Origin of the sequence: Streptomyces sp. NPDC050504, assembly GCF_044458065.1 — a bacterium.
Lineage (GTDB): Bacteria > Actinomycetota > Actinomycetes > Streptomycetales > Streptomycetaceae > Streptomyces.
Window position 1 is genome coordinate 385863 of the sequence record NZ_JBITHO010000008.1, and the last position, 21128, is coordinate 406990.

Genomic DNA, 21128 nt, shown 5'->3' on the forward strand with positions numbered 1-21128 from the left:
GTCACCTGCCGGGTGTCGAATGCGAGGGGGTCTGCCGCGCGGGGCCCTGCTGGGCGGTGCGCGGGGGCGGGGCGGTCTGCCCGGACCGCGGCCGGGGTGCGGACCGCGGACCGGCCGCGGGGTCCGCGCCGGGCGACGCCTTCGGGGACGCCCCGGGGGACGGCGAGGCCTTCGGGGAGGGCGGCGGCGTGCCGGGCTCCGGGGTCCGGGGCGCGGACGACGCCTCCATGGGCCCGGGGTCGGGCGAGGGCGCGGCGGCGCGGCTGGGCTCGCCGCGCACCGTGCCGTCCGGTTCGAGGAAGACCGGGCTGCCGCCCGGGACCATGCCGAGCTGCCTGGCCCTGCGCTCCAGCGCGTCGGGCGCCGAACGGGCGTCGACGTCGCGCTGGAGCGCCTGCTGCTCGTCGGTCAGCTCGGTGGTCTGCTTCTTGAGTTCGCTGAGCCGGAAGGAGCCTTCGTTGAGCGAGGAGTTCAGCAGCAGGAGCCCGATCAGCCCGCCGCCGAGGAGGAGCACGACCAGCAGTACGAAGGGGGCACGGGCCGCGTTGCTCGGCCCCGACGGCATCAGCCGGGCGAGCCGTCCGGCCCGCCCCTTCAGTTGCTTGGCCGGTTTGCTCACAGGTTGTCCTCCCGGATGCGCTGCGCGCCCCGCAGCCGGGCCGGGGCTGCCCTGCGGTTCTCGGCGACCTCTTCCTCGGTGGGCAGCTCGGCGCCCCTGGTCAGCAGCTTGAGCTTGGGCTGGAAGCGCTCGGGCACGACGGGCAGTCCGGGCGGCGCGGTGTTGGCGGCGCCCGCCGCGAACACCTGCTTCACCAGGCGGTCTTCGAGGGAGTGGTACGAGAGGACCGCGACGCGCCCGCCGACCGCGAGGGCCTTCACCGCGGCCGGGATCGCCCGCTCCAGCACCGACAGCTCGCCGTTCACCTCGATGCGCAGCGCCTGGAACGTGCGCTTGGCGGGGTTGCCGCCGGTCCGCTTGGCGGCCTGCGGCAGCGCGTCGCGGATCAGCTCGACGAGCCGGGCGCTGTTGGTGAACGGCTCCTTCTCGCGCTCGCGCACGACGGCGGAAACGATCCGCTTGGCCTGCTTCTCCTCGCCGTACGCGCGCAGGATCCGCACCAGTTCGCCCGCCGGGTAGGTGTTCAGCACCTCCGCCGCGCTGACCCCGGTCGTCTGGTCCATGCGCATGTCGAGCGGGGCGTCCTGGGCGTACGCGAACCCGCGGTCCGCCTCGTCCAGCTGCATGGAGGAGACGCCCAGGTCGAACAGGACGCCCTGGACGCTGGGGATGCCGAGCCGGTCCAGCACGTCGGGCAGTTCGTCGTAGACGGCGTGCACGAGGGTGGCCCGCTCGCCGAAGGGGGCGAGCCGCTCGCCGGACAGCCGCAGCGCCTCCTTGTCGCGGTCGAGGGCGACCAGACGGGCCTCGGGGAACGCGGTGAGCAGCGCCTCGCTGTGCCCGCCGAGGCCGAGGGTGCAGTCGACGACCACTGGGCTTCCGGTGCTCGGCTGCTCAAGGGCCGGGGCCAGCATGTCCAGACACCGCTGGAGCATCACCGGAACGTGTCGACTGTTGTTCATGCGCCCTCTCAAGGCAGGCGTGTGCCGTGCGTACGCACAGTCTGGTCCCCACCCGCCCGAAGAAGGGGAGTGGCCGACCGCCGCCCTGGTAGTGGCGTCGGCCGACCGCCGAGCGGGAGGAGGCCGGGCCGTACGTACGCCGCACACGCGGAGGTTTCCGTGTGGACCGGCTTTCCGGGTGGACCGTCCGGTCCGTCACGATCTGTCGTGCGACCTGTCATGATCCGGGGTGATCCGGGTGGATCCGCCGCGGTCCGCGAATGGGGGCGATAATTCGCCCTTCGCCGCCCGCGTACTTCGCGTCACTTTAGTCCACCCTGCCATCCGATCGGATCCCGATCAATCAGCCCGCCCGCGCGTCGCGCGACCGCCGTTCCACTCGAACGGCGGTATTCGGCCAAGGCTGTGGATTAGCTCACAACAAGCCATATTGATGTTCTTTGTTGCCTTCCACAGCGGGCCTGGACCGTCTGCGACCACTACCGTCGTCCCCATGTCGACTTCCGCGCCCATACCGGCCGCCCAGGACGCCCCCGCCCCCACGGACAGCTCGATCACCGAACGACTCGTCACCGCCAACAAGCGCTACGCCTCCGACTTCACGGACCCCGGCATGGACGCCAGGCCCGTGCTGAAGGTGGCCGTGGTCGCCTGCATGGACGCACGGCTCGACCTCCACGCAGCGCTGGGGCTCGAACTGGGCGACTGCCACACCATCCGCAACGCGGGCGGCGTCGTCACCGACGACGTCATCCGCTCGCTCACCATCAGCCAGCGGGCGCTCGGCACCCGCAGCGTGATGCTGGTCCACCACACCACCTGCGGCCTCGAATCGCTGACCGAGGACTTCAGGCACGAGCTGGAGGACGAGGTCGGGCAGCGTCCGGCCTGGGCCGTCGAGGCGTTCCGGGACGTCGACCAGGACGTGCGGCAGTCGATGCAGCGGGTGCGCACCTCGCCGTTCCTGCTGCACACCGACGACGTCAGGGGCTTCGTCTTCGACGTGAAGACGGGTCTGCTGCGGGAGATCCACGCCGCCGACTGAGGCGGATCGCCCCGGGCCGCCCCGGCCGGGGCGCCCGACGCCTCCACGACCTGCTCGGCACTGTCCGGTTCGGACGGTGCCGAGCGGCATTTCCGGGTGGGTGAATACGGGCAAGCCATGACATATCCCGCACAGTTGTCCACAGGCGAGTGACACGACGCGGTAACGGCAACAAGAATGCCCCTGTGACATCCGCCCGGAAGCCCCGGAGCCGGTGTCAGCTGTTTTGTGTATCGGGGAGGGCCGGGCCGACCGTCGCGTTACTCGGCCCGATGGAAAGTACGGGCCGAGGAGGGCCGGGTGACGACCTATGACGATCGAGCGAGCCTCACTGATCTGACCACCACAGCGGAGCGTGTCCGCAGGTCGGTGGAGGGTGTGATCGAGGGCAAGCCGGAGGTCGTACGGCTTTCGCTGACCGTGCTGCTGGCCGAGGGGCACCTCCTCATCGAGGACGTGCCGGGGGTGGGCAAGACCATGCTGGCCAAGGCGCTGGCGCGGTCCATCGACTGCTCGGTGCGGCGCATCCAGTTCACGCCCGACCTGCTGCCGTCCGACATCACCGGTGTGTCGATCTACGACCAGCAGAGACGGGACTTCGAGTTCAAGCCGGGGGCGATCTTCGCGCAGATCGTGATCGGCGACGAGATCAACCGCGCGTCGCCCAAGACGCAGTCCGCGCTCCTGGAGTCCATGGAGGAGCGCCAGGTCACCATCGACGGGCAGAGCTACGAACTGCCCGACCCGTTCATGGTGGTGGCCACGCAGAACCCGGTCGAGATGGAGGGCACGTACCCCCTCCCCGAGGCCCAGCGCGACCGCTTCATGGCGCGGGTCTCCATCGGGTACCCGAGCCCGGAGGCCGAGCTCCAGATGCTCGACGTGCACGGCTCGGCCTCGCCGCTGGACGACCTCCAGCCGGTGGCCCACGCGCACGACGTCGTGAAGCTGATCGAGGCGGTGCGCGCGGTGCACGTCGCGGACTCCGTGCGGCGCTACGCGGTGGAGCTCGTCTCGGCCACCCGCAACCACCCGGACCTGAGGCTCGGCGCCTCGCCCCGCGCCACGCTGCACCTGCTGCGCGCCGCGAAGGCGTCGGCCGCGCTCAGCGGGCGCGAGTACGCGCTGCCCGACGACGTGCAGGCGCTGGCGGTCGCGGTGCTCGCGCACCGGCTGCTGCCCACCGCGCAGGCCCAGCTGAACCGCCGCACCTCCGAGCAGGTGGTGCTGGAGATCATGCAGCGCGTTCCCGTGCCCAACGCCGATTACCGCTCGGCCCAGGCCCCGCCGCCGCCCTACGGCCGGCCCGACGCGACGAGGCTGTGATGTCGGCCGGGGGGCCCGCGGCGACCGTCGACCGCGAGGAGAAGGGCGGTCTGCGGGCCGCTTTCGGCGGACTGACGACGCGCGGGCGCTCCTTCCTGGCGGCCGGGGTCGCCGCGGCCGTCTGCGCGTACGTCCTGGGCCAGGCCGACCTGCTGCGGGTCGGCCTGCTGCTGGCGGTGCTGCCGCTGGTGTGCACGGTGGTGCTGTACCGCACCCGCTACCGCGTGGCGGGCAGCCGCAGGCTGACGCCGTCCCGGGTGCCCGCGGGCGCCGAGGCCCGGGTGCACCTGCGGATGGACAACGTCTCGCGGCTGCCCACCGGGCTGCTGATGCTCCAGGACCGGGTCCCTTACGTGCTGGGGCCCCGGCCCCGCTTCGTGCTCGACCGGGTCGAGGCGGGCGGCAGGCGCGAGGTGTCCTACCGGGTCCGCTCGGACCTGCGCGGCCGCTATCCGCTGGGCCCGCTCCAGCTGCGGCTCACCGACCCGTTCGGCATGTGCGAGCTGTCGCGGTCCTTCCACGCGTACGACAACCTGACCGTGATCCCGCGGACCGAGCCGCTGCCGCCGGTGCGGCTCGCGGGCGAGTCCTCGGGGTACGGCGACGGGCGGCAGCGCTCGCTGGCGCTGGCCGGCGAGGACGACGTGATCCCGCGCGGCTACCGGCACGGCGACGACCTGCGGCGGGTGCACTGGCGCTCCACCGCGCGCTACGGCGAGCTGATGGTGCGCCGCGAGGAGCAGCCGCAGCGCGCCAGGTGCACGGTGCTGCTGGACACCCGCGCGGTCGGCTACCAGGGCTCCGGGCCCGACTCGGCGTTCGAGTGGGCCGTGTCGGGCGCGGCGTCGGCGCTGGTGCACATGCTGGAGCGGGGCTTCTCCGTGCGGCTGCTGACGGACACCGGGAGTTCGGTGCCGGGCGAGGGCGCGGACGGCTTCGCGGGCTCGACCCAGGAGTCGGCGGACTCGGCGGGCCTGATGATGGACACCCTGGCGGTGGTCGACCACTCCGACGGGGGCGGCCTCTCGCGCGCGTACGACGTGCTGCGCGGCGGCAACGAGGGGCTGCTGGTGGCCTTCTTCGGGGATCTGAACGAGGAGCAGGCGACCGTGGCCGCGCGGATGCGCCAGCGCAGCGGCGGCGCCGTCGCCTTCGTGCTGGACAGCGCCGAGTGGGCGGGCGGCAGGACGTCCGCCCGGCACGAGGACCGGCTGCGGCAGCTGCGCGAGGCGGGGTGGACGGCGCTGACCGTGCCGCCGGGGACCTCGCTCGCACGCCTGTGGCAGCAGGCGGGACAGCGCCGGCTCGGCGAGTCGCAGGCCCTGGGCGGAGCCGGTTTCCCCGGCGCCCCCTTCTCCGGGGCCCCGGGCGGCGCGGGTACGGGCACGACGGGGGGATGGTCATGACGGGGCTGGTCACGGACGGTACGCACGGCGGGCGGGGGGCCAGGTGAGCGGGCACGGCAGGCTGACGCTCTGCGCCTTCGCCGCCACGCTGATGGCGGCGGGCTCGATGCTGCCGCTGGTGACGCCCGCCTCCTGGTTCCTCCAGGCCGTCTTCCTGGTGGCGCTGCAGAGCGGGATCGGCGCGGCCGCCCGGCGGGTGCCGCTGGCGCGGCCGCTGACCGTGCTGGTCCAGGCGCTGGTCTCGCTGCTGGCGGTGACCCTGGTCTTCGCCAGGGAGCAGGCGATCGCCGGGATCGTGCCGGGGCCCGAGGCGCTGACGCGCTTCGCGGACCTGATGCGGGCGGGCGGCGACGACGTCGCGCGGTACGCGATCCCCGCGCCGGACTCCGACGGCATCAAGCTGATGCTGGTCGGCGGCGTGCTGGTGATCGGCCTCGCCGTGGACGCGCTGGCGGTGACGTTCCGCAGCGCGGCCCCCGCGGGCCTGCCGCTGCTGGCGCTGTACTCGGTGGCCGCGGGGCTGTCGGGCGGCGGCGCGAGCTGGCTCTGGTTCCTGCTGGCGGCCTCCGGCTATCTGCTGCTCCTGCTGGCCGAGGGCCGGGACCGGCTCTCCCAGTGGGGCCGGGTCTTCGGCGGCGCGCGGCGCCCGCAGGGCACCGCAGCGGGCTTCGAGGGCGGCAGCGGCACCGCGCTGGCGCCGATCCGCACGGGGCGGCGCATCGGCGTGGTGGCGCTGGGCGTCGCGCTCGCGGTGCCCGCCGCGCTGCCCGCGCTGGACGGCGGGCTGCTGAGCGGTTCGGGCCCGGGTGAGGGCGGCGGGCGCGGCGGCGGCACCATCTCCGCGGTGAACCCCCTCGTGTCGCTCCAGGACAACCTCAACCAGCCGGAGAACAAGGAGGCGCTGCGCTACCGCACCAACGCCCCGGCGACGCAGGACCTCTACCTGCGGATCCTGGCGCTCGACCAGTTCAACGGCCAGGAGTGGAAGACCTCCGACCGCCGCGTCGGGGACGTGCCCGACCGGCTGCCGTCGCCCGAGGGCCTGAACTCCGACGTGCCCGCGACGCAGATCGAGACCAGCATCTCGGCCGCCGGCTGGTACGGGCAGTCGTACCTGCCGATGCCCTACCCGGCGACCGAGGTCAGGGCGAAGGGCAAGTGGCGTTACGAGCCCACGGGCCGCACCCTGGTCGGCGACGACGGGCAGAAGACGAACGGCGCGCAGTACACGGTCAAGAGCCTGCTGCTGCGGCCGACCGCGAAGCAGCTCGCCGACGCCGGTCCCCCGCCCACCGCGGTCAAGCGCACCTACACCAAGGTCCCCGACTCGCTGCCCGCCGTGGTGCGCGAGACCGCGACCAGGGTCACCCAGGGCTCGGCCAACGACTACGAGCGCGCGGTGAAGCTCCAGGACTGGTTCTCCTCCAGCGGCGGCTTCACCTACGACACCAGCGTCAGCTCGGGCACGGGCACGGAGGCCATCGTCCGCTTCCTGGAGGACAAGGAGGGCTTCTGCGTCCACTTCTCCTTCTCGATGGCGGCGATGGCGCGCACGCTCGGCATCCCGGCGCGGGTCGCGGTCGGCTTCACGCCGGGCACCTCGCGCACGGACGGCTCCATGTCGGTGGGGCTCCAGGACGCGCACGCCTGGCCCGAGCTGTACTTCGACGGGGTGGGCTGGACCCGCTTCGAGCCGACCCCGAGCCGGGGCTCGGTGCCGGACTACACCCGGCCCGAGACCACGACCGACGGCCCGACCAGCCCCGCGGAGCCCTCGACCGAGGCGTCGGCGCCCGCGTCGGCGGGTCCGACGGCGTCGGACAGCTGCCCGGCGCAACTGCGGCGCCAGGGCGAGTGCGGCGGCCCCGTGGAGCAGGGCGTCGCGCCGCCGACGGACGGGGGGACCCCGACGTCCACGGTGGTCGGCGCGGGGCTCGCGGTGCTTGCGCTGCTGCTGGTGCCGCTGTTGCCGCTGCTCTGGCGGACCAGGGCGCGGGCGCGGCGGCTCGGCTCCGGCGGGCGCACCTCGGCCGATGCCGCGAGCCGGACGCTGGCGGCCTGGCTGGAGATCACCGACACCGCCTGGGACTACGGCATCGGGCCCGACGGGTCGGAGACGCCGCGCAGGGCGGCGGCTCGGATCGTGCGGGTGGGCCTGCTGGAGGGCGAGGCCGCGGAAGCGGTCGGGCGCGTGGCGGGCGCGGTCGAACAGGTGCTGTACGCGCCGCGGCCGCAGCCCGGGACCGGGCTCGCCGCGGACGTGCGGCGGGTGCGGGAGGGGCTGGCGGCGAGCGCGGGCCGGAGCGCGAAGCTGCACGCGCTGCTCGCGCCCCGCTCGTCCGTCCGGGTGGCCTGGGCCGTCTCCGACCGCAGGGCGGCGCTCGCGGCGCGGCTGAACGCCTGGGTGGCGGGGCTGGTCCGCAGGCCGTCGCGCCAGCAGTAGGCGTCCCCGGTGCCCCGCGCCTGTGATCGGCGCGGGGCACCGGAGGCACGGAGACACCGGGACACGGATGCGGAGCACCGGGACACGGATGAGGGGCGACCGCCTTCGGGCGGTCGCCCCTCATCCGTGTTCCACGCTGTGTTGTTCAGTGGCCCTGTTCGTCGCGGCGGCGCTGCCAGCGCTGCTCGATCCGGTCCATCATCGAACGCTTCTGCCGGGGGCCGCGGCGGTCAGCCGGTCCTCCGGCGGTCTGTTGTTCCCCGGGCTTGGGCGCCTTGCGCCAGCCGGTGACCGCGAGAACGGCGCAGCCCAGCATGACCAGGAAGCCCACCACGCCGATCCAGATTTGCTGGAGGGCCATTCCGGCCATGAGGAGCGCGATACCCACGAGAAAGCCTGCGACCGCCTGGTAGACCCGTCGCCGGGTGTACGTACGCAGCCCGCTTCCCTCAAGCGCTGTAGCGAACTTGGGATCTTCGGCGTACAGCGCTCGCTCCATCTGCTCGAGCATTCGCTGCTCGTGCTCCGAGAGCGGCACGGAGTCCTCCTAGTCGTCGGTCGCGGGGGGCGACCGCTATGCGGCTCTTTCAGGATAGGCAGGGAATCGCCCCCGTGAAACCCGCCCTCAAAGCCAAATAGCCGATCCGGACCGCCACGGCGGCTCGGCTGCTGAGGCGTAGATTCCCCAACGACCGATCCGTCATGCCGGACGGTGTCCCCCGATCATACGGGGCGAAGCGCGCGATCGGGGGGCCTGTGGCGTACTCCATCTGCGGCTGCGCCGCTGATCAGACCCGTGGACCGGGGCGGGTCAGGGGCGCTTCGAGCCGAGGACGTGCAGCTGGGTGGCGACGGAGTGGAACGCGGGCAGCTCCGCGGCGGCCTCCTCCAGCTTGAGGAGGGCGTCGACGGCACCGGGCTCGGTGTCCACCAGGACTCCGGGCACCAGGTCGGCGAAGATCCGCACGCCGTGCACCGCGGAGACCGCCATTCCGGCCCCGCCGACCAGCTCGGTCAGCTGCTCGGCGGTGAAGCGCCGGGGCACCGGGTCCCCCTCGCCCCAGCGGCCCGCCGGGTCGGTGAGGGCGGTGCGCGCCTCCGCGAAGTGCCCGGCGAGCGCCCTGGCGAGGACGGCCCCGCCGACGCCCGCGGCGAGCAGGCTGAGCGCGCCGGAGGAGCGCAGGGCCTTCGCCGCGTTGCGCACGCCGTCGGCCGGGTCGTCGACGTACTCCAGGACGCCGTGGCACAGGACCGCGTCGAAGCCCGCGGGCTCGACCACGTCGAAGAGGCCGTGTATGTCGCCCTGGACTCCCCTGACCCGGTCGGCGACCCCCGCTTCGGCGGCCCTGCGCTCCAGCGCGAAGAGCGCGTTGGGGCTGGGGTCGACGACCGTGACGCGGTGGCCGAGGCGGGCGACGGGCACCGCGAAGTTCCCGGTGCCGCCGCCGGTGTCCAGGACGTCCAGGGCGTCGCTGCCTGTCGCCTTGACCTGGTCGTCGAGGGCGTCCTTGAGGACGTCCCAGACGACGGCGGTACGGAGGGAGGCGCGGGGGCGCATGGGGTCCGACACGGCAGATGACTCCTCGGCGCGGTGCAGGGCGTGCAGGGGGTACGGGCACTGACCACCCTATTGCCTCGCACCGCGGACCCGGACATTCGTCTCACCCCACGTCCGGGCGCCCGGCCCGGGGCTGGGGCAGGGCGGGCTGGAGGACGAGCATCCGCTCGACGATGCGCAGGAACATGCCCGCGTCGCGCAGGAGGTCGTCGGCGTCGCGGGTGCTGGCGGCGCCCGGGATGCCCGCCTCCGCCCGCGCCCTGCGCGGGGCGCCCGAGGCGAACAGGGCGCTCCACTCGGTGAGCTCGGGCGCTATCTCGGGGAGCACTTCCCAGGCGCTGCGGATGCGCTGGCGCCTGCGCTCGCTGGTCTCGGGGCGGCCGCGCGCGGCGAGCACGGCGGCGGCGGTGCGCAGCGCGGCGAGGTGGGCCGTGGCGTACCGGTCGTTGGGGAGTTCGAGGAGGGCGGCCTCGTCCAGGCCGCCGCGGGCCTGGGCGAGCAGGTCGAGCGCGGCGGGCGGGGCCGACGCGCGGCGCAGGACGGGGTGGATGTCGCTCGCGGGGCCGGGCAGTGAGGGGGCAGGGCCGCTGGTGCGGCGCCGACGGGCGGCGCTTGCGGGTGTGCTGGCCATGACGAACCTCCTGTCGTCGTGTGACGGCGCTGTGGCCGTATGTGTCCACTGTGAGGGGACCCACTGACAATCGGCTCTGAGCTGCGGCTTTGCGCGGAGCGACGGGTCCGCGCTACTTTTTGCACTGACTGGTCAGTTCAAAGGTGGGGGGATGCATGGACCGCCATGACGGCCCGCGCGGCGCCGCTGTGTCCGCCGCGGGATTCGGGCTCGAAGGCCCGCGCGGCTGGGCCTTCCGGGGGGTGGACGTCGAGGCGGGGCCCGGCTCGCTGATCGCCGTCGTGGGCCCCTCGGGCTCCGGGCGCACCTCCCTGCTGCTCGCGCTCACCGGCCGGATGCGCCCCACCGAGGGCAGCGCCGCGGTCGGCGGGCTGCCGCTGCCGGACAAGATGACCGCGGTGCGCCGGACCACCGCGCTCGGCCCGGTGCCCGGCGTCAGCGACCTCGACCCCTCGCTGACCGTCGACGAGCACCTGCGCGAGCGCGCACTGCTCCAGCGCCGCTTCGGCGGCTCCGTGCGCGACCTCCTGCGACCGCGCGGCGAGCGCGCCGCCGCCTCCCGGGCCCGCGTCGCCGACGCGCTCGCCGCCGTCGGACTGAACCCGCGGACGCTGCCCAAGCGGGGCCGCACCTCCGTACGGGACCTGGAGCGGCTTGAGGCCCTGCGGCTCTCGCTGGCCCTCGCCCTGGTCGCGCGGCCAGGTCTGGTCGCCGTCGACGACGCCGACATGAAGCTCTCCGACGCCGAGCGCGAGACCGCCTGGGAGCTGCTGCGCTCGCTGGCCGCCGGCGGGACCACCGTGCTCGCGGTGTGCAGCCAGGCCCCCGAGGACGCGGTCGTCGTCCGCACCACCACCGCACGCGCGGCGGCCGGGCAGGACCCGCAGGACCCGCAAAACCCGCAGGACCAGACCGACGAGACCTCGCGGGACGAGGACGACGACGAGAAGGGGGCGGCAGATGCGTTCGCCGAGACTGGCCGCGCTTGAGCTGAAGCGGTTCGGCAGGGGGAAGCTGCCGCGCGCCGCCCTGGTCGCCCTGCTCCTGCTGCCCCTGCTGTACGGCGCGCTGTACCTGTGGTCCTTCTGGGACCCGTACGGCAGGCTCGACCGCATCCCCGTCGCGCTCGTCAACGACGACAAGGGCGCCACCGTCGACGGCGAGAAGATCGCCGCGGGCGACGAGATCACCAGGAAGCTGCTCGACAGCAAGTCCTTCGAGTGGCACGAGGTGAGCGCGTCCGAGGCCCGCAAGGGCGTCGAGGACGGCAAGTACTACCTCTCGCTGACCATGCCGGGCGACTTCAGCTCGCGCATCGCGTCCAGCCCGGGGGAGAACCCCGAGACCGGCGCCCTCCAGGTCCGTACGAACGACGCCAACAACTACATCGTCGGGCAGATCTCGCGGACGGTGTTCTCCGAGGTCAGGCGGGCCGCTTCGACCAACGCCTCGCGCACCTTCTACGACAAGATCTTCATCTCGTTCTCCGACATCCACGGCAAGACGGTGAAGGCCGCCCAGGGCGCCGACGAGCTCAAGGACGGCGTCGGCAAGGCGAAGAAGGGCTCCGAGGACCTGGCCAACGGCCTCAAGGACGCCAAGACCGGCAGCGGCGACCTGGCCAGCGGCGTGGCGAAGCTGCACGGCGGGGCGGGCACGCTGAAGACCGGCGCCCAGCAGGTCGCCGACGGCACCCAGCTGCTGGCCGACAAGGTCAACGGGGCCGCCGACGGCGTGCGGCCCTACCTCAAGGACAACGGCAAGTCGATCGGGGACACCGCGAAGCTGGTCGCCGACTCCTCCCAGGCCGTACGGCACAACCTCGCCCTCCTCGTGAAGGCGGCGCCCACCGCAGCGACCCGCGCCCAGGAGGCCTCCGCCGACCTGACCGCCCTGCACAAGGAGCGCTGCGTCACCGACCCCGAGCCCGACCAGCGCGTCTGCGGCCCGCTCCAGCGCGCCGACCTGGCGGCGGCCGACGCCGCGAAGGTCGCCGTCGACGTCAACACGCTGATCGCGGGCGAGAACAGCGACCTCAAGAAGCTCGACGGCAAGCTGGCCGACCTGCACCAGCGCGCCACGGACCTCGCCCGGCACGCCCCGCGCCTCGACGAGGACCTGAAGAACGCGGTCGCCAAGGTCAACGCGCTCAACCGGGGCGCCAAGGACGTCGCGGCCGGCGCGGGCAAGCTGTACGGCGGCCTCGCCACCGCGCAGACCGGCGCGGCCGACCTCGACACGGGCGTGGGCAAGCTCAAGAACGGCGCGACCAGCCTCGACGGCGGCCTGTTCAAGCTCAAGGACGGCTCGACCGAGCTGGCCGGGGGCCTGCACGACGGGGCGGGCAAGATCCCGGACTACGACGAGCAGGGCCGGGACAAGCGCGCCGAGGCGATGGCCGAGCCCGTGCGGCTGGCCTCCGAGGCGCTGCACGCGGCGCCCAACTACGGCACCGGGTTCGCCCCGTACTTCATCCCGCTCTCCCTGTGGGTCGGCGCCATGGTCGGCTACATGCTGATCCAGCCGATGAACCGGCGCGCGCTCGCCGCGGGCGCGTCCGCCTGGCGGATCGCGCTGGCGGGCTGGGTACCGGTGGCCGCGGTCGGCGTCGCGCAGGTCGGCATCCTGATGGCCGTGCTGCACTGGCGCCTCGGGCTCCAGATGGACAGGGCCGCGGGCACGATCGGCTTCCTGGTGCTGGTGACCGGCTGCTTCGCGGCGATCGTCCAGTGGCTCAACGCCCGCTTCGGCGCGGCGGGCCGGATCCTGGTGCTGGCGGTCCTGATGCTCCAGCTGACCTCGGCGGGCGGCACCTACCCCGTCCAGACCAGCCCCGGCTTCTTCAACGCCATCCACCCCTACCTGCCGATGAGCTACATCGTCGACGGGCTGCGCAGGCTCATCACGGGCGGCGGCCTCGGCCCCGTCTGGCAGGGCTGTGCCGTGCTGGTCGCCTTCACCCTCGGGGCGCTGGCCCTGACCGCGGTGGCGGCCCGGCGCAAGCAGGTGTGGACCATGGACCGCCTCCACCCCGAGCTGAGCCTGTGAGAATCACTGCCATGGAAAGCAGCAGCACCACGCGGCGCGGGGCCACCCGGCAGAAGCTCTACGAGGCCGCAGTGACCCTCATCGCGGAAAAGGGCTTCTCCGCCACCACCGTGGACGAGATCGCCGAGCGCGCCGGGGTCGCCAAGGGCACGGTCTACTACAACTTCAAAAGCAAGACCGAACTCTTCGAGGAGCTGCTGCGCCACGGCGTCGGACTGCTCACCGCGTCCCTGCGGGCGGCGGCCGAGGAGACCGGGGAGCGGGGCGGCAGCAAGGTCGAGGCGCTGGACGCGATGATCAGGGCCGGCCTGGTCTTCATCGACCGGTACCCGGCTTTCACCCAGCTGTACGTCGCCGAACTGTGGCGCACCAACCGGGCCTGGCAGTCGACCCTGATGGTGGTGCGCCAGGAGGCGGTAGCCGTCGTGGAGGGCGTGCTGCGGGAGGCCATCGAGGGCGGCGAGCTGAGCGGTGAGATCGACGTCCCGCTGACCGCCGCCGCACTGGTCGGCATGGTGCTGGTGGCCGCGCTCGACTGGCAGGCGTTCCAGCGGGAGCGGTCCATCGACGACGTGCACGCGGCCCTGTCGCGGCTGCTGCACGGCCGGGTGAGCGGACACCGCTGACGGCACGGAAACGCAATGCGGCGAGGCTCGATCCCCCCGAGCCTCGCCGCATCCCCCTTCCCCCGTGCCACCCCCCGTCACGTCGGGGGCCGCACCGTTCCGCCGCCCCGTGTCGGCGGTGCCGGCGCCGCGCCCCTTCCGTGTGCACCACTCTCCCTTCCGCGCAGGTCGGCCCCCATCCGCGCACCTACTCATCTCACCCACTAGGTACGGATACTCAGGGCCGCGTGCTCGTCCCCATCCGCCGGGCGGCGCGGCTGGTTACGATCGCGTCCGTGTCCGTACTCCCTTTGGTCTTCACCAGCGGCTGGGCCAGCGGGATCAACGCCTATGCGGTGGTCCTGCTCCTCGGCGTCTTCGGCGCGACCGGCCTCTCCGACGAGGTCCCCGCCTCCCTGCAACGCACCGACGTACTGGTCGTGGTCGGCGTGCTCTTCCTCTGCGAGGCGGTGGCGGACAAGATCCCGTACGTCGACTCGGCCTGGGACTCCGTCCACACGGTGATCAGGCCCGTCATGGGCGCGGTGGTCGCCGCCCTGCTCGCGGGCCAGAGCGGCTCGCTGCCCGAGCTGGCGGCCGGTGCGGTGGGCGGTTCGACCGCCCTGGTCAGCCATCTCGTGAAGGCGGGCACGCGGATGGCGGTGAACACCTCCCCCGAGCCCTTCAGCAACATCGTGGTCAGCGTGGCGGAGGACCTGGGCGTCGCCGGGCTCATCACGTTCGCCATGTTCCATCCGGTCGCCGCCTCGGTCATCGCCGGGACGCTGCTGGTGATCGGCATCGTCGTCGTGGTCTTCCTGGCCCGGAAGATCCGCCGTTTCCTGCGGCGCAGGGCGCAGCGCCGCGAGGAGAAACGCCTCGGCCGCGCGGGAGCGGGCCGCCCGCCCGGCTGACGGCCCGCCCGGCCGACGGCACTGCCCGGCTGACGGGCCGCCCGGTTCGCGGGGTTGTCGGTGGCGGCCGTTAAGGTCACTGGCATGGCACGGATTGCGGTGATCGGCGCCGGACTCGGCGCCATGGCGACTGCCGCCCGGCTGGCCGTTGCGGGCCACCGGGTGACGGTGTACGAACGCTCGTCGACCTACGGCGGAGCGGTGGGCCTCTTCGAGCGCGACGGGTTCGCGTTCGACACGGGCCCGGCCCTGCTGCACCTGCCCGCCGTGTGGCGCGACCTCTTCGTGAAGACCGGCAAGGAGCCGCTGGAGCAGTGCGTCGACCTGGCCCCGGTCGACCCGGCGAGCCGTCACCTCTTCGCGGACGGCACGGACGTGCGCCTGCCGAACGCCTCCCGGGCCGGGCTGCTCTCGGCGCTGGACGCCGCGCTGGGCGCGGGGGCGGGCGAGCGCTGGGGCGACTTCCTCGGCCGGGCGGGACAGTGCTGGGACCGCACGCGGCGCCCGCTGCTCGAAGAGCCCCTCAGGGACGACTGGCAGGTCCTGGGCCGCGACCCCTATCCGGCGCTGCGGCAGCGCAGGCTGCTGCGGCGCGAGCGGCAGGCGTCGACGCTCGCCGAGATCGGCGCGTGGGAGCTGGCCGACCCCCGGCTCGCGGCGCTGCTGGGCAGTTACGCGTCGGAGTTCGGCCTCGACCCCGCCACGGCCCCCGCGTCCGCCGCCCTGCTGCCGTACATGGAGCAGTCGTTCGGCGCCTGGTACGTCAAGGGCGGCATGCGGGCCCTGGCGCGGGCGGTGTACGAGCGGTGCCTGGCGCGGAAGGTGGAGTTCGTCTTCGAAGCGGACATCGTGCGGATCGTGGCGGAGGACGGCCACGCTGCGGGCGTCGAGCTGGCGGACGGGACGGTCGCGGAGGCCGCCCACGTGGTGGCGGGCGCCGCCCCGGGGCAGGCGCCGCTGCCGGACGGGCTCTGGCGGGACGGGGACGTGCGACCGCGCGGCACGGCGGGCGCGTTCGGGCGGTTCTCGGTGCTGCTCGCGCTGCGCGGCGGCCGGGACGCGGGGGCGGCGCACCGCACGGTGGTGCACGGCGACGGTCCGGTGGCGACGGTCGCGGTGGTGCGCCCCGACGACCCGGGCACCAGGCCCGACGCGGACCACGAGGCGGTGACGGTCACGGCGACCGTGCCCTACGGGGACGGGGACGGCGGCGGCGACCCGGCGGGCCTGGCCGAGGCGCTGCTCGACGCGGCGGAGCGAGCCGTCCCCGGCGTACGGGAGCGGGAGCTGTGGCGCGAGGTGCGGGCGCCCCGGGCGGGCGGGCCGCTCGCCGCGCCCTCGCTGGCCGGCGCCGAAGGCGCGTACCTGCACCCGGGCAACCGCACCCGGCTGCCGGGCCTGTACCTGGCCGGCGGCTGGGCGCACCCGGGCGGCGGGCTCGCGCACGCGGGGATGTCGGGCGCGCTGGTCGCGGGGCTGATCGTGGAGGGCGACGGCTTCAAGGGCTCGCAGTAGGCACGGGCCCTTACGGACGGAAAGGCGGCAGGGCCCCGGAAACGCGGTGGTTTCCGGGGCCCTGCCGTCTTTCCGGGACCGTGGTCAGTAGCGGTACCGCTGCTGGTCGCCGTAGTCCGTGTCGTAGCCGCTCTGGTGCTGTGCGGACGGGTCGTGCGGCTGCGGCGGCGGGACCTGCTGCTCCCCGTCGCGCTGGTGCGGGACCCAGACGCCGCCGGGCGGGGTGTCGGCGTACCCCTGCTGGCCGTAGGCGTCGGCGGCGAACTGCTGCTGGCCGCCGTAGCTGTCGTAGCCGTAGCTCTGCTGGCCGCTGCTGCCGATGTACGGGTCGGAGTAGGCGGCGTACTGCTGGGACGTGCCGTAGTCGTACTGTCCGGCGCCCGCGTAGGTGTCGTGGCCGGAGTGGCTGGTGTGACCGGTGTGGTCGGGCTGGCCGCCGTGGCCGCCGAGCCCGTCACCGGCGTGGCCGGTACCGCCGAAGCCGCCGGTGTCGTAGCCGCCCGTGCCGCCGAACGGGTCGTCGCCGAACGCGGCGTGCTGCGGCTGGGGCTCGGCCCCGAGCCCGCCCTGGTCGAAGCCCTGGTCGAAGCCGTGGCCGACGCCCTGCCCCTGCTCGCCCTGCCCCTGCTCGCCCTGCCCCCGCTCCCCGAGACCCTGCTCCCCGAGCCCCTGTTCGCCGTGGCGCTGCGCCTGGTAGGCCGTGGCGTCGTAGACCCCGTACTGGCCGGTCTCGTCGGGCAGCGGCTGCGGCTCGAACGCCGGGGCCTCGTGCCGCTCCCGCTCGTCCGGCCCGTACTCCAGGTCGGAGACCTCAAGGACGGGCTCGCGGTCCGCGGCCCCGCCCTTGCGCCGCTTGCTCACGCCGGGCAGGCCGCCGAGCGCCCAGCCCGTGGAGAAGCCGCGCCGGAAGGACAGCGTGACGTACGTCTGGCCGACGGCGAACATGATCGCGCCGAGCGCGATCACGACGACGGACGGCACCAGCACGCCGATGACCACGCCCACGAAGCCCGTGAACGCCAGCAGTCGGTACCGCAGCCGGGCCTTGTACTGGAGCAGCACCTCGCCCAGCAACCACAGCGCGACGATGCCGAACGCGATGTAGAGGACCGTCCAGCCCATGCCCGCCCCTCTCCTACGGCCTCCGCCCCGGGTGTCGGCGGGTACGGCCGGTCACGACTGCGCGTGCAGTCCGAGATTGTCGTAGATTTCGAGCGTTGCCGTGGAATTGCCCAGCGTGATGAAGTGCAGACCGGGGACGCCCTCGGCAAGCAGCCTCGCGCAGAATTCCGTCGCGAACTCGATGCCAATGGAGCGTACAGCGGCTGGATCGTCCTTGACCGCGAGGATCCGCTCTTTCAGCCCTGTCGGGATGACGGCATTGCTCAGTTCGGGGAGCTTCTCCAGCATCTTCACGCTGGTCACCGGCATGACCTCGGGAATGATGGGGGTCTCGCAGCCCTCCGAAACGACCCGGTCGCGCAGGTGCAGGTACTTTTCGGGGTCGAAGAACATCTGCGTGATCGCGTAGTCGGCGCCCGCCCGGCACTTGTCCACGAAGTGGCGGACGTCGGTGTCCCAGTCTTCCGAGCGCGGATGCATCTCGGGAAACGCGGCGACGCCCACGCAGAAGTCCCCGGCCTCCTTGATGAGGCGGACCAGGTCGGCCGCGTACCGCACGCCCTCGGGGTGCTGGACCCACTCCCCCATCGGGTCGTTCGGCGGGTCGCCGCGCACGGCGAGGATGTTCCTGATTCCGGCGTCGGCGTACTGCCCGACCATGTTGCGCAGTTGGGCCACGGAGTGGTCGACGGCCGTGAGGTGCGCGACGGGGGTGAGCGTGGAGTCGGCGGCGATCTGCTGCGTGGCCTTGACCGTGCCGGCGCGGGTGGAACCGCCCGCTCCGTAGGTCACGGAGACGAAGCTGGGGGCCACCGCCTCGACCCGACGTAGCGCGCTCCAGAGGTTCCGCTCGCCCTTCTCCGTCTTGGGCGCGCGGAATTCGAAGGAATACGAAGTTTTGCCGGTCGCAAGCATTTCGCGCACCGTGCGGGCACGATCTGTCCTGGTCGAAGCTGTACCAAGGGCCATACCGGCAGGTTAACCAGGGCAGCCCGGTCCCCCAACCAGGCGTATGGGATATGCCGGTTTTGCCGGGTTGTTGTCCACCCCTCGGACAGACTTGTGACCGTACGGCGGTACGACCCCCTCCGCTACGCCGACGCGGCCCGCTCGGCGACGCGCTTCGCGAGGGCGGCGGCCGCCGCCCCGGGGTCGTCCGCCTCGGTGATCGCCCGGACCACCACGATGCGGCGCGCGCCCGCGTCGAGCACCTCGTCCAGATTGCCCGCGTCGATCCCGCCGATCGCGAACCAGGGCCGGTCCTGGGCGAGCGAGGCGGCGTACCGCACGAGGCCGAGGCCGGGGGCGTACCGCCCCGGCTTGGTGGGCGTCGGCCAGCAGGGGCCCGTGCAGAAGTAGTCCACGCCGGGCTCGGCGGCCGCGGCGTCCACCTCGGCCTCGGCGTGCGTGGAGCGGCCGATGAGCACCCGCCGTCCCAGGACGGCGCGCGCCGCGGGGACCGGCAGGTCGCCCTGCCCCAGGTGCAGCACGTCGGAGCCGATGGCGTGCGCCACGTCGGCCCGGTCGTTCACGGCGAGGAGCTTGCCGTGCCTGCGGCAGGCGTCGGCGAAGACCGCCAGGTGCTCCAGCTCCTCGGCCGCCTCCATGCCCTTGTCCCGCAGCTGGACGACGTCCACGCCGGAGGAGAGGACGGCGTCGAGGAACGCGGGGAGGTCACCCTGCCGCTTGCGGGCGTCCGTGCAGAGGTAGAGCCGGGCGTCGGACAGCATCAGGTGGTACTCCCCCGTCGTGATGGGGCGGTGGTGCGGGGCCGTGGGAGACACGGCCCCGCACCACCGCGCGTGGTGTGCGGCGTGCGGTGTCGTCAGACGGCGAGCGCCTGGGCGCGGCGCTTCACCTCCGTGCCGCGATTCTCGCTGAGGGCCTGCGCGGGCGTGCCCGGCAGGCTGTCGTCCGGAGTGAACAGCCACTCCAGCATCTCTTCGTCGGAGAAGCCGTCGTCCTTCAGCAGCGTCAGGGTCCCCACGAGCCCCTTCACCACCTTGTCGCCGTCGATGAAGGCGGCCGGCACCTGGAGCGTCCGGTTCTCCCCACGGCGCACGGCGATGAGCTGGCCCTCCTTGACCAGCTGCCGCACGCGCGTCACCTCGATGCCGAGCATCTCTGCGATGTCGGGGAGGTGGAGCCAGGCGGGGACGAGAGCATCGGTGTTTGCGTCAATCTCGGTCACAGGACAAGCGTGCCATCCCCCACTGACAGTGGGTAGCCGGGTCGGGCGAACGGGACAGTTCGCCAATCGCCACGCCGCGAAACGACCCTGATTACGGCTTTTGCACTGCGATTTTCAGCTGTACGTCGGGGTCGGCGGCGCGCTCCGGGTCGAGCGGGACGCCCGACTCGATCAGTCTGCGGCCCTGCGCCAGGTCGCGCGGCCTGCCGACGGCGAGCAGCGCGGCCAGGGCGCCCTCGCGCAGCCAGAGCACCGACCAGGCGGCGCCGTCGGGGTCGCCGCGCCGCACCAGCGTGTCGCCGGGCGCGTGGTGGCCCGCGTACTGGACGAAGCGCCCGAACTGCTCGGACCAGAAGTACGGGACGGGGTCGTACGCCTTCCCCCGCCCGCCGTCGGCGCCCTCGCCGATGATGTCGGCCGCGACCGCACGGGGCCCCTGGAGGGCGTTGTCCCAGTGGTGGACCAGCAGGCGCGCGCCGGAGCGGGCCGAGGGGAAGGAGGCGCAGTCCCCGACCGCGTACACGTCGGGGAGCGAGGTGCGCAGGTGCGCGTCGGCGGTCACCGAACCGTCGGGGCCGAGCTCGATCCCGGAGCCCGCGAGCCAGCCGGTCGCCGGGCGGGCGCCGATGCCCACGACCACGGCGGCCGCCGGGAGCCTGCGGCCGTCCGCGAGGACCACCGCGCCCGGCTCGACCGCGGCCACGCGCGCGCGGGTGAGGAGTTCGGCGCCGCTCTCCGCGTACCAGGCGGCCATCGGGGCCGCGACCTCGGCGGGCAGCGCCCCGGCGAGCGGGTGCTCGGCGGCCTCCACGACGGTGACCGCGCAGCCCGCCTGGCGTGCGGCGGTGGCGAACTCGGCGCCGATCCAGCCCGCGCCGACGACCACGACGTCCCGCTGCCCGTCGAGGACGGGGCGCAGCCGCTCGGCGTCCTCGACGGTGCGCAGCAGGTGGACGCCGGGGACGTCCTCGCTGCCGCGCAGCACGACGGGCTCGGCGCCGGTGGCCAGCACCAGCACGTCGTACGGGAGGGGCCCTTCGGCGGTGTCGACCTCGCGGTCGCCGGGGCGCAGCCCGGTCACCTCGCGGCCCAGCACGAGCTCCACCGAGAGCGCCTCGTAGTCGATCTCGAAGGCGACGTCGGCCGCTTCCGCCTTGCCGAGCAGGACCGCCTTGGACAGCGGCGGCCTGTCGTACGGCCGGTGGGGTTCGGCGCCGACCAGGGTGATCGGCCCGGTGAAGCCCTGTTCGCGCAGGGCGACGGCGGTCTGTGCCCCCGCCATGCCCGCGCCCACGACGACGATTCGTTTCTGCTCGCTCATCCGCACCACCCTACTCATCTGACGGTCCGTCAGTAGCGGTCCGTCTCACAATTGCTCGACCACGCTGGTTCCGCTGCCCTCCTGGGACTCCCACCGCCAGGTCTCCTCCAGCCGCACCCGGCCGTCGGGCAGCTCCACGACCATGGACACGCAATGGCCCGACGAGGTTCCCCCGTCGTGCTTCAACTGGACGTAGCGGAAGTCCAGGCGGTCGCCGTCCCGGGTGCCGACCAGGTGCCCGCGGACCACGTCACCGCCCTCGTACTCGGCCCATATCCGGCCGTCCCGCTCGTGGTAGGTGAACCTGGTCCGCGTACCGACCTGGCCCGGCGCCTGGTCGGCGACCGGTGCGAGGACGAGTCCGTCGAGCGAAGGGGCGCTGGTGCGTGCCACGGCGAATGCTCCCTTACTGAGGGTCGAGC

At 73.5% G+C, this 21128-nt stretch carries 20 protein-coding genes; 9 read left to right on the plus strand and 11 right to left on the minus strand.

The features are described from left to right. Nucleotide 1: 1 nt before the first annotated feature. Entirely contained in the window at nucleotides 2–619 is a 618-nt protein-coding gene (locus ACIBNE_RS29875) for a septum formation initiator (RefSeq protein WP_399276966.1), read from the minus strand. Next, nucleotides 616–1581 (minus strand): 16S rRNA (cytosine(1402)-N(4))-methyltransferase RsmH, encoded by a 966-nt coding sequence (gene rsmH, locus ACIBNE_RS29880; RefSeq protein ID WP_399276968.1) that lies wholly within the window; start codon nucleotides 1579–1581, stop codon nucleotides 616–618. Before rsmH ends, ACIBNE_RS29875 begins: the two co-directional genes overlap by 4 nt. 493 nt (nucleotides 1582–2074) lie before the next feature. On the opposite strand from rsmH, the gene ACIBNE_RS29885 reads away from it, so the two are divergent. From ACIBNE_RS29885 to ACIBNE_RS29900, 4 genes are all read left to right on the plus strand, one after another. Beyond that, nucleotides 2075–2626, plus strand: coding sequence for a beta-class carbonic anhydrase (locus tag ACIBNE_RS29885; protein ID WP_399276970.1), 552 nt, complete (start codon nucleotides 2075–2077; stop codon nucleotides 2624–2626). 300 nt (nucleotides 2627–2926) lie between these two features. Next, the gene (locus ACIBNE_RS29890) at nucleotides 2927–3952 is read left to right on the plus strand and encodes an AAA family ATPase (RefSeq protein ID WP_399276972.1); all 1026 of its coding nucleotides are present in this window, start codon (nucleotides 2927–2929) and stop codon (nucleotides 3950–3952) included. After that, a complete protein-coding gene (locus tag ACIBNE_RS29895) occupies nucleotides 3952–5358 on the plus strand; it encodes a DUF58 domain-containing protein (protein WP_399276974.1) in 1407 nt (468 codons plus the stop codon). The genes ACIBNE_RS29890 and ACIBNE_RS29895 overlap by 1 nt, the downstream gene beginning before the upstream one ends. A gap of 43 nt (nucleotides 5359–5401) precedes the next feature. Beyond that, the gene (locus ACIBNE_RS29900) at nucleotides 5402–7801 is read left to right on the plus strand and encodes a DUF3488 and DUF4129 domain-containing transglutaminase family protein (RefSeq protein ID WP_399276976.1); all 2400 of its coding nucleotides are present in this window, start codon (nucleotides 5402–5404) and stop codon (nucleotides 7799–7801) included. 145 nt (nucleotides 7802–7946) lie between these two features. Here the strand turns inward: ACIBNE_RS29900 and ACIBNE_RS29905 are convergent, their stop codons facing one another. From ACIBNE_RS29905 to ACIBNE_RS29915, 3 genes are all read right to left on the minus strand, one after another. Further along, complete coding sequence (locus ACIBNE_RS29905; protein WP_399276978.1) at nucleotides 7947–8339, minus strand: DUF3040 domain-containing protein; 393 nt, start codon at nucleotides 8337–8339, stop codon at nucleotides 7947–7949. A gap of 273 nt (nucleotides 8340–8612) precedes the next feature. After that, nucleotides 8613–9371 carry a class I SAM-dependent methyltransferase gene (locus ACIBNE_RS29910; RefSeq protein WP_399276980.1) on the minus strand — a complete coding sequence of 253 codons (759 nt, stop codon included), beginning with the start codon at nucleotides 9369–9371 and terminating at the stop codon, nucleotides 8613–8615. A gap of 91 nt (nucleotides 9372–9462) precedes the next feature. Beyond that, complete coding sequence (locus ACIBNE_RS29915; RefSeq protein ID WP_399276982.1) at nucleotides 9463–9990, minus strand: SAV_6107 family HEPN domain-containing protein; 528 nt, start codon at nucleotides 9988–9990, stop codon at nucleotides 9463–9465. Between the two features lie 155 nt (nucleotides 9991–10145). On the opposite strand from ACIBNE_RS29915, the gene ACIBNE_RS29920 reads away from it, so the two are divergent. The 5 genes from ACIBNE_RS29920 (at nucleotide 10146) to ACIBNE_RS29940 (ending at nucleotide 16072) form a co-directional block, all read left to right on the plus strand. Next, a complete protein-coding gene (locus tag ACIBNE_RS29920; protein ID WP_399276984.1) occupies nucleotides 10146–10979 on the plus strand; it encodes an ATP-binding cassette domain-containing protein in 834 nt (277 codons plus the stop codon). Next, the gene (locus ACIBNE_RS29925) at nucleotides 10951–13038 is read left to right on the plus strand and encodes a YhgE/Pip family protein (protein ID WP_399276986.1); all 2088 of its coding nucleotides are present in this window, start codon (nucleotides 10951–10953) and stop codon (nucleotides 13036–13038) included. Before ACIBNE_RS29920 ends, ACIBNE_RS29925 begins: the two co-directional genes overlap by 29 nt. Before the next feature lie 11 nt (nucleotides 13039–13049). Further along, nucleotides 13050–13664: a TetR/AcrR family transcriptional regulator gene (locus ACIBNE_RS29930; RefSeq protein ID WP_399276988.1), complete on the plus strand. Its 615-nt coding sequence runs from the start codon at nucleotides 13050–13052 to the stop codon at nucleotides 13662–13664. Between the two features lie 275 nt (nucleotides 13665–13939). After that, the gene (locus ACIBNE_RS29935; RefSeq protein WP_399276990.1) at nucleotides 13940–14557 is read left to right on the plus strand and encodes a DUF4126 domain-containing protein; all 618 of its coding nucleotides are present in this window, start codon (nucleotides 13940–13942) and stop codon (nucleotides 14555–14557) included. Nucleotides 14558–14641: 84 nt separating this feature from the next. Next, a complete protein-coding gene (locus ACIBNE_RS29940; RefSeq protein WP_399276992.1) occupies nucleotides 14642–16072 on the plus strand; it encodes a phytoene desaturase family protein in 1431 nt (476 codons plus the stop codon). 84 nt (nucleotides 16073–16156) lie between these two features. On the opposite strand, the gene ACIBNE_RS29945 is transcribed toward ACIBNE_RS29940, so the two are convergent. The 6 genes from ACIBNE_RS29945 to ACIBNE_RS29970 form a co-directional block, all read right to left on the minus strand. Further along, nucleotides 16157–17194 (minus strand): hypothetical protein, encoded by a 1038-nt coding sequence (locus tag ACIBNE_RS29945; protein ID WP_399276994.1) that lies wholly within the window; start codon nucleotides 17192–17194, stop codon nucleotides 16157–16159. A 51-nt stretch (nucleotides 17195–17245) separates the two neighbouring features. Continuing rightward, complete coding sequence (metF, locus tag ACIBNE_RS29950) at nucleotides 17246–18163, minus strand: methylenetetrahydrofolate reductase [NAD(P)H] (RefSeq protein ID WP_399276996.1); 918 nt, start codon at nucleotides 18161–18163, stop codon at nucleotides 17246–17248. Between the two features lie 122 nt (nucleotides 18164–18285). Then, a complete protein-coding gene (gene thiE, locus ACIBNE_RS29955) occupies nucleotides 18286–18924 on the minus strand; it encodes a thiamine phosphate synthase (RefSeq protein ID WP_399277173.1) in 639 nt (212 codons plus the stop codon). Nucleotides 18925–19019: 95 nt separating this feature from the next. Next, nucleotides 19020–19385 carry an Rv2175c family DNA-binding protein gene (locus ACIBNE_RS29960; RefSeq protein WP_399276998.1) on the minus strand — a complete coding sequence of 122 codons (366 nt, stop codon included), beginning with the start codon at nucleotides 19383–19385 and terminating at the stop codon, nucleotides 19020–19022. Between the two features lie 91 nt (nucleotides 19386–19476). Then, nucleotides 19477–20706 (minus strand): NAD(P)/FAD-dependent oxidoreductase, encoded by a 1230-nt coding sequence (locus tag ACIBNE_RS29965; RefSeq protein WP_399277001.1) that lies wholly within the window; start codon nucleotides 20704–20706, stop codon nucleotides 19477–19479. A gap of 45 nt (nucleotides 20707–20751) precedes the next feature. Further along, nucleotides 20752–21099 carry a hypothetical protein gene (locus tag ACIBNE_RS29970; RefSeq protein ID WP_399277003.1) on the minus strand — a complete coding sequence of 116 codons (348 nt, stop codon included), beginning with the start codon at nucleotides 21097–21099 and terminating at the stop codon, nucleotides 20752–20754. Nucleotides 21100–21128: the final 29 nt, after the last annotated feature.